Raw genomic sequence first — 8,099 nt, 5'->3', positions numbered from 1 at the left:
ACGTTGGAAAAGTTTACGCAACAATATATCTCTTGACTTGGGATAAAGAAAAGAAAGATTGGAATGAAACATCGGCAAAGCTTTTTTCCTTTGAAGTTGTCAATGGAAAGGCCGATATTGATTTTGCTATGGAGAAACCCGGATACTACCGTTTGGAATGCGAAACCCGTGATGAGAAAGGGAATACCATAACCGCTTCTGATACTTTTTATGTCACCGGATCTGGGTTTTATCTTCCTACTACCGGAATAGAACTTCATCTCGACAAAAAAGAATATAAAGTCGGTGAAACTGCAAATGTACTTGTTGTTCCACCGGTTACCGAAGAATTTCCTCATTTATTAACCATTGAGGGAGAAAAAATTCACCAGATTGAAGTGAAATCTACGGTTAAAGGACCCTATCAGGTTTCGATACCGATAACCAAAGACTATATATTGGGTTGTTATGTAACTTTGTCGGCCTTTTATAATGGTAATTATTACAACGAAAGTATTCAAATTCCAGTAATTCCGGAGAAAGAGCTCCTGGTAAAAATTTCAACCGAAAAAGAAGTTTACCTTCCTCAAGAAAAAGGGAAACTCAAAGTAACAATTTTAGGGAACGATTCCCTTCCCAGAAAATGCGACTTTTCATTAGCCATTGTGGATCAAGCAATTTTTGATATATCCTGGCAATGGTGGGAAAAGATCTATGAGCATTATTATCAAAATTTATATAATAGAGTTTATACTCAGTCATCATGGTACGAATATTTTTATGGTCAGGGAGAAACAGTTCAAAATGTTCGTCCACAATTTAAGGGAAATGGTCGAGGCGGAGCGGGGGAACCAACCGTGCGAAAATACTTCCCCGACACTCTGCTTTGGATGCCAAGTATAAAAACCAATCAACAAGGAGAAGCTGAAATTGAATTTACCTGCCCTGACAATCTAGCCAGTTGGAGAGTTGAAGTCAGAGCCAACACCGCGGATGAATTTGGAGAATCAGTTATTAACTTTAGAACATCCAGTCCTTTTGCTTTCCGAGTAGAATTGCCTCCATTTCTTTCACAGGGAGATACGATCCAAACCCAAATGACTCTTTGGAACGAATATCCAAAGCAAAAGGTTCGGCTTGAAGCTCAAACTGGTTCTGAAATAAAAATTGGAACCTATCCCCCTGAGGTGGAGATTGATGCCAATCAAAATTTAGTCATTCCAGTACAATTTCAAGCAATTGAAGCTGGTTTACCATATGTCAGAATGTATGCTCGCGGTGATTTGGCAGGAGATGCCATTGAAGTCACTCAAAAGGTTAAACCTCGCGGTGTTGAAATTGAACAATTTTTTACAACTTTTGTCTCCGACGAAAAAGGTCGACTCAATTTCACTTATCAACCGGAGATGTTTAATCACCCGCCCCAAGTAGAATGTATATTGTATCGAAATCTCAATGGAGTTTTTTATCAGATCATGGAAGATATGTACTATTATCCCTATGGTTGTACTGAACAAACTTCTAGTAGAATTATCTCTCTCCTTTCTTTGCCCCTTCCCGATAATTTAGAATGGACCAAAACCGTACCTCGGGAAATCCAGGAAGGAATTTATCAGCTCTATGCTTTGCAACACTATGATGGAGGTTGGGGCTGGTGGAACTTGGATGACAGTAATGTTTTTAATACATCCCATGCCCTTCTGGCTTTAATTACGGCTCGGGAAAAGGGATATTTGGTTTCCGAAAATTCCATTCTCCAGGCAAAATCCTATTTAATGAGCATCAACAAGGACCTGGTTCCTTGGGAGAAAGCCATGAGCTATTATGTATTAAGTCAGGTCGGAGAGAAAATTACCGACCTGACTTCTTTTGAAATAGATAAAAGGTTAGAAAGGATGGATGTAAAAGAGCTTGCTTGGCTAAGCTTGGTTGCGCAAGGAAAAGCCCAGCAAAGCTTACTGAAAGAACTGATAAAAAGAGCGCAACCAATTGGAGATGCGGTATTTTATGGTTATTCCAATCCGGAAAAACCTTGGGAAGATGATCGATTCTTAGCAACCTGTTGGGCAACCCTGGCATTGAATAAGGAGAATAGATCCATTGCTGAAAAGTCCTTCCTTTGGTTGCTGCGCAATATACAATCCGAGTGGTATATCAATACCATAGAAAAAGCTTACTTTATGAAACTGGCTCTGCTATTTCAAGAAGAATCCATGGTTTCTAAAACCCGTTATCAAATCATGCTGAACTCGGAAAAAACCACAGAAGGTCAATTCGAGTCGGATAGCTTTAGTAAAAAAATTGATTTGAATGGAGAAAAGTTACTTTCTGGAGAAAACCAACTCGAATTGTTCGGAGAAGGGGTTTACCTCATGACGGTTAAAATAAGAGGTTTTACTTCCGGCTTGCCTCCTTCATCTCAAATCAAAGTGAGTAAAAACTATTGGAAACTCAAACCAATAAAAAACGAAGAGGGTAATTTTATATTTACCAAAGAAGCGATTTCATCACTACAACCCGGGGATGAATTGGTATGCGAGATACTTATTGAAAGCCCCCATCAATTCGATAATTTGGTTATAGAAGATGGTATGGCAGCAGGCTTTGAATTGATTCGGAATGATTATGTTTACCAACTTCAAGAAGACCGAGCTCATAATAATTCTGATTTCCCAATTTATGTTAATAAAAAAATTTATGACCAGCTTCCGGTCCTTTTCGTTTCCCGTATTGAAGAAGGGGAAAATATGATAAGATACTATCTAAGGGTCCGGGATGCAGGCTCATTTTATGTACGACCTACCCAAGCCTATTTAATGTATTTCCCGGAAGTGCGGGGGTACTCTAAAGAGCATGAGTTTACCAGTGGAAGATGAATATCACTGTAGCAAGCGTCATTTGGCGCTTGCTACAGTGATATTTTTACTTATTATCATATCAACACCGGTTTGGTGTTTGAGTACGACCTATATAGCTCTTTCTGGTCAATTACAATACCCACAATTCGAGATGGAACGATGCCTGGAAAGGGCAGCTGATACCGTCCATTTTTATACGGGTTTAAATACAGAAATAAACATACGAATCATTCTTCATCCTGATGGTTTCACTTTCCGTAGCCATGCCTTTCCCAGTTGGTCAGCTGCAGTATATCGAGAAGGCGAGATTCATCTTCGGAATCCCCACCATTTACTCAAAAAGGGTATATTAGAGAATGTTCTATCTCACGAGTTTTTCCATGCTGTTATTCGCCAAAACGGCCTTTTTCTTCCTCAGTGGTTTGAAGAAGGTTTTGCTTATTTCCTTTTTCCTGCCTCGCTACAAGAGTTAAACGGCAAAATGAATGATGAAGACTCCTCTAAAATTAAAGCCCTGGATTTTTATAGCGATTCCTATATCATGGTTAGGAAATTAATGGAAGGAAAAAGCCAGAGAGAAATTCAGGATTTTTTCCTTTTTTGTAAAGAGGTGGATTTTTACACCGCCTCTCAAAAATATTTTAAGATTTCTGTCTATTGAAGAAAGGAGCAAAAAGGAGAATAAATGAATTATGCAACAACATTACTCCTTATATTCTTTTTAATATTTATTAATGCATTTTTTGCAGCTTCAGAAATAGCTGTTATATCTTTGCGACGGAGCAAGTTAAAACTCCTGGAAAGCGACAAATCAAAACAAGTCGAGACAGTAAATCGATTGTTAAAAAATCCGAGTCAATTTTTAGCCACCATTCAAATTGGCGTGACAATGGCTGGATTTTTTGCCAGTGCAACCGGTGCGGTTTCGCTGTCGCACAATCTTGGGAGAAAATTAGAAGCTACCGGGTTACCAATACTGGGTCGTTTTGGCGAAGAGATAGCATTGATTGCTGTTACGCTGGTCATCTCCTACTTGACCCTGGTATTTGGAGAACTGGTTCCCAAACGGATAGCCATGAGCAATCCAGAAGCCTTATCGATTCGGTTGGCGAAACCCTTAGAGTATTTACTCATTGCCTTTAAGCCGATGGCACTTATACTTTCGGCATCAACCGATTTTATTTCCCGTCTGTTTGGAATTACCCATATTGACCATTCAACTCATACTGATGAAGAGCTCCGGATATTTATCACAGAACAACGAACCGTTCCAATTGAAGAAAAGGTTTTAATCAATGAAGTATTTGAGTTTGGAGATACCATGGCTTATGAAGTCATGACTCCTCGGACCGATATGGTATGCATCGAAGACAACTCGACGCTAAAGGAATTTCTTGATTTATCAATGAATTCTCATTTCTCAAGAATACCGGTTTTTCGAGATGATTTAGATAATATTTTAGGATTTGTTCATATTAAAGATGTTCTTCCTTCCTTAGAAAAATTAGGAAATGATGATATAAAAGTTCGACAGTTTATGCGACCGGTTCATTTTATCCCAGCTACCAAAAAGATTATCGAACTCTTGAGAGAGCTACAGCAAAAAAGAATCCATATGGCAATTGTTTTGGATGAATATGGGGGGACAGCTGGACTGGTAACCATCGAGGATCTTCTTGAAGAACTGGTTGGTGAAATTCGCGATGAACATGATCAAGAAGCCCCGCCTTATCGTCAGGTTAGCGAAAACGAATATTTAGTGGATGCTTCGACACCGATTGTTGACTTAAACGAACTTCTTTATCTCCAAATCCCCGAAAGCGAGGAATTTGAATCAATCGGTGGCTTGGTCATGGAGTATTTAGGAAAAATACCGGAATTGGGTGAAATAGTTGATATTGACCATTATCAGATTAAGGTTGAAAGAATGAAAGGAAAAAGGATCGTCACTCTGCGTGTAATGGTAAAAAATCTTAAGGAGGAAGAAGACCATGGCGAAACTGATCTTAGCTCATGACCTAGGAACAACCGGGAATAAGGCGACTTTGTTTGATGAAAATGGTTGTTTGATTGCCAGTGATTTTTTTGGTTATGAAACGTATTTCCCTGATTCTCTATCAGTTGAACAAAATCCGGAAGATTATTGGCAAGCAGTAACCATCTCGACTCGAAGACTTATTGAAAAAAGTGGTTTTGATTCCGATGAGATAGCGGTAGTGAGTTTTTCCGGACAACAGATGGGTGCTTTGCCGATTGGTGCCGACGGGAAGCCCCTGCATAGAATTTTAATTTGGGCTGATCGACGAGGAGTCAAAGAGGTCAATTGGGTTAAAGAAAGAATTGATGAAGACCAAATTTATCAAATTACCGGACACCGATTAAGTCCGAATTATTCCATGGCGAAAATCCTCTGGTTAAAAAATAACTTTCCAGATGTCTATAAAAATACCAAGTATTTTCTTATGGCAAAGGATTATATTGTATATCGGTTAACGGGAAGTTTTGCCAGTGATTACTCGGATGCTTCTGGTACCAATTTGTTTGATTTGGTAAAGGAGTCCTGGTCTGATGAAATTTTAGACGCTGTTCAAATCGATCCAGCTAAACTCCCACCACTCTATTCTTCCTCGGATGTGGTAGGAGCGATAACACCAGAAGCAGCCAGAGACACCGGTTTAGTTCCTGGTACACCAGTAGTCATTGGTGGCGGGGATGGTCCCTGTGCAGCGGCGGGTGCTGGAGTGGTGAGAGAGGGTCAAGCCTATAATTACTTGGGTTCTTCTTCCTGGATTGCCTTGGCAAGCAAGAGCCCTTTTTATGATCAGGATAAAAGGAACTTTACTTTCCATCATCTATCCAAAGGCTTATTTATGCCAACTGGTACCATGCAGGCGGCGGGTGGTTCTTATCAGTGGTGTCGGGACGCCATTTGTGAAAGAGAAAAAGTCCTTACTCGTGAGCTTGGTCTTAGTCCTTATGATTTAATGAATTTAGAAGCAAGCAAAATTCCGGCCGGAGCCGAAAATCTTCTGTTCCTACCCTATCTTCTTGGGGAACGTGCCCCCTGGTGGAACCCCCATGCTCGAGGTGCATTTATCGGTTTAACCGCACGTCACCGAAAACCCCATATGATCAGGGCAGTCCTTGAGGGAGTGAGTTTCAATCTTCGAATAATCCTTGATGCTTTCCGAGAACAAGGTGTAGAGATTGAAAATATGCGAGTTATTGGTGGAGGAGCTCGAGGAGCATTTTGGGCTCAGGTTTTATCCAGTATGTTTAATATGGAGATATTGCGACCGAAGCATCTTGAAGAAGCGACTTCTTTAGGTGCAGCAATCGCGGGAGGAGTTGGGGTAGGCATTTTTCCTGGGTTTGAAATTGCCGAAAGATTAATAGAAATCCACGATTGTTATCACCCTTTTCCCGAAGACGTCAAAACCTACGACCGGCTTTACCCGGTTTTTATTCAAGCTTATCAATCCTTGGTACAGGTGTTTGAGTGTTTATAGGAAAAAGTCAGGAGGGGATTTTTTTACTTGGAGTTCTATGTTGGGACCAGCGGATGGTATTATTCTTGGAATAAGGAAAAAAATTTTACCTGGTATGTAAATAATAGTCAATTAAACGCAGTTGAACTCAATGCCAGTTTTTATCGTTTCCCTTTTCCAAACCAAGTAAAATCCTGGGCACAAAAAGGGAGAGGTATTCGTTTTTCCATTAAGGTTTCCCGTCGAATTACTCATATTCATCGTTTAAATCAAGAATCTTATCCAGTATTTGAGGCCTTTATCCGGCTTTTTAAACCTCTTGAAAGTCTTATTGATTTTTACTTTTTCCAGTTTCCCCCCTCGTTCACCCCAAAACAATTTGATACTTTAGTTCATTTTTTTTCATTTCTTCCTCACTCATTTCAGGGTCGAATAGCAGTCGAAATGAGAAATCCTGAGTGGTTTCAAAAAAAATGGATCAAAGAGCTGGAGCAAATTCCAGTCGTTTTTGTAAGCGTGGACAGTCCTGATTTTCAGAATCAAATTATTCTCTCTAACCAGATTATCTACATTCGTTTTCACGGAAGAACTGGATGGTACAACCATAACTATCTTCCTCATGAATTGGAAGAAGTTGCCAACCAATGTTGTTCTTTAAAACCGGATAAAATCTATGCTTTTTTTAATAACAACCACTTCATGCTCGACAATGCTCAATATTTTTTTCAAACATTAAAAGCTACTGTTTAATATTAAATTTTTTAATAAAAATTCCGATATCATATTTAATGAGTTCATTCTATCAAAAGAGGAAAGTCAAGGAGGTTATAGTGATGCTATTTGAACAAAAAGTATTTACTGGTAACTGGAGTTCTTTGGTTTGGAGAGGGATTATAGCGATAATAATTGGTTTGATGATTTTAGTTTGGCCAGCAATTAGCGTGGTGGCTTTTCTTCGTTTAATTAGTTTAGTAGCAATTATTGGTGGAATAATGGCGGTCATCCAAGCGATAAGAACCAAAGGAGGATGGCCGCTCATTCTGGAAGGGATCATGAGTATTATAATTGGTATTATAGTCTTCTCAATGCCTGGGATGTCAGCATTGGTTATTACGCTTCTCATTGGATTTTGGATGTTATTTATTGGTATTTTTCAAATTATCAATGTTATTCAGTTTTATCAAGTGCTTCCTAATGCTGGAAAATGGTTAATTATTCTCAATGGTATCGTTTCAATTTTATTTGGTATTATTGTCATGTCTCGTCCTCTGCTGGGAGTCCTTCTTATTGTATCTTATGTGGGAGTTTATGCTTTGTTGTTTGGAGTCATCTCCTTATTTAGCGGATTTTACATTCATAGTCTGAGTAAATAGGGGAGGTGCATCCTTTCTTTCGGTGGGGGAGAGTGCATTACTTCTTTTACCTCTCCCCTGGTGGGAGAGAATTTCTCCTCTTTTTCCCTCTCTCTTTGCTAAAAAAAAGAGGAGCTGGGATTATCGATTCTTGAATAAATATTTTTCATTTTCGTTTGGTTAAAAAATAAATGGTATAGGGTCATTCCTGAAAATACCATCAAATGAATTCTTTAATCTGTCATCCTGAGCCCTCGCATTTCGAGGGCGTGAGGATCTCATCCCGGTCTGCCATCTTCATCCTCGCCTTCTCTCATCAAAGGAGAAGTAATTATAGGGTTGAATCATCCTGAGACTTTGTATTCAGAAGTCGTGGATACCTCATTCATTCTTCTTTTTCGGCTGCCTATTTCTCAATTTTT

General features: G+C 39.3%; 6 protein-coding genes. All 6 read left to right on the top strand.

Annotation, left to right across the window (positions count from 1 at the left end; translation table 11 throughout):
• On the top strand, positions 1-2,855 hold a 2,855-nt coding region (locus PLK24_RS05760; protein WP_324477172.1), incomplete at its 5' end, for an alpha-2-macroglobulin family protein.
• Positions 2,833-3,498 carry a hypothetical protein gene (locus tag PLK24_RS05755; protein ID WP_324477170.1) on the top strand — a complete coding sequence of 222 codons (666 nt, stop codon included), beginning with the start codon at positions 2,833-2,835 and terminating at the stop codon, positions 3,496-3,498. The genes PLK24_RS05760 and PLK24_RS05755, both read left to right, overlap by 23 nt.
• Positions 3,499-3,522: 24 nt before the next feature.
• Positions 3,523-4,854 carry a hemolysin family protein gene (locus PLK24_RS05750; protein WP_324477168.1) on the top strand — a complete coding sequence of 444 codons (1,332 nt, stop codon included), beginning with the start codon at positions 3,523-3,525 and terminating at the stop codon, positions 4,852-4,854.
• On the top strand, positions 4,829-6,346 hold the full coding sequence (gene xylB, locus PLK24_RS05745; protein ID WP_324477166.1) for a xylulokinase: 1,518 nt from the start codon (positions 4,829-4,831) through the stop codon (positions 6,344-6,346). Before PLK24_RS05750 ends, xylB begins: the two co-directional genes overlap by 26 nt.
• 27 nt (positions 6,347-6,373) lie before the next feature.
• The gene (locus PLK24_RS05740) at positions 6,374-7,075 is read left to right on the top strand and encodes a DUF72 domain-containing protein (protein ID WP_324477164.1); all 702 of its coding nucleotides are present in this window, start codon (positions 6,374-6,376) and stop codon (positions 7,073-7,075) included.
• 83 nt (positions 7,076-7,158) lie between these two features.
• Positions 7,159-7,698 carry an HdeD family acid-resistance protein gene (locus PLK24_RS05735; RefSeq protein WP_324477162.1) on the top strand — a complete coding sequence of 180 codons (540 nt, stop codon included), beginning with the start codon at positions 7,159-7,161 and terminating at the stop codon, positions 7,696-7,698.
• The last annotated feature ends 401 nt before the right edge of the window (positions 7,699-8,099 follow it).

This window comes from Atribacter sp. (genome assembly GCF_035418125.1).
Lineage (GTDB): Bacteria > Atribacterota > Atribacteria > Atribacterales > Atribacteraceae > Atribacter > Atribacter allofermentans.
Note: the sequence above shows the minus strand (reverse complement) of the source record. Positions and strands in the feature narration are given on the sequence as shown.